Below are 399 nucleotides of genomic sequence, written 5' to 3' on the forward strand. Positions count from 1 at the left end.
TTGTTGTTGACCATCAGCACATACCCGCTGTTTGCACTGACGGGCACAAACTGGCCGAAAGGAACTGCGTTGCGCAGGGTCCACGGCCCCAGTACCAGCAGAAAACCCAGCACCACCATGCTGATCCGCCGCCAGGTGGCGATGCGCATCCCATCACGCAGGAGCAACGCCAGTGCCACGGCTCCCGGCAACGGCAGCATCTGTGGCCGGTTCAACGCGGTAAGTGCCAGCACGGCTCCCAGCAGCAGCCATCGGCCCGGAAAACGCACGACCGCCACAAGCATGCCGAACACGGCAAGGAACAGTGACAGCGATTCGGTACCCAGTACATTGCTGTAGGCGACCAGCGCCGGATGGAATGCCAGCACTGCCAGAGAGGCAACCTGCCAGGCCGGGCGC

General features: G+C 63.2%; 1 protein-coding gene. It reads right to left on the reverse strand.

Annotated features, from left to right (window positions below):
- Nucleotides 1-399, reverse strand: a 399-nt coding sequence (locus tag D7X55_RS43980; protein WP_304988947.1) for a hypothetical protein, incomplete at both ends; no start/stop codon positions are given.

This window comes from Corallococcus sp. AB049A (assembly GCF_003668885.1).
Classification (GTDB): domain Bacteria; phylum Myxococcota; class Myxococcia; order Myxococcales; family Myxococcaceae; genus Corallococcus; species Corallococcus interemptor.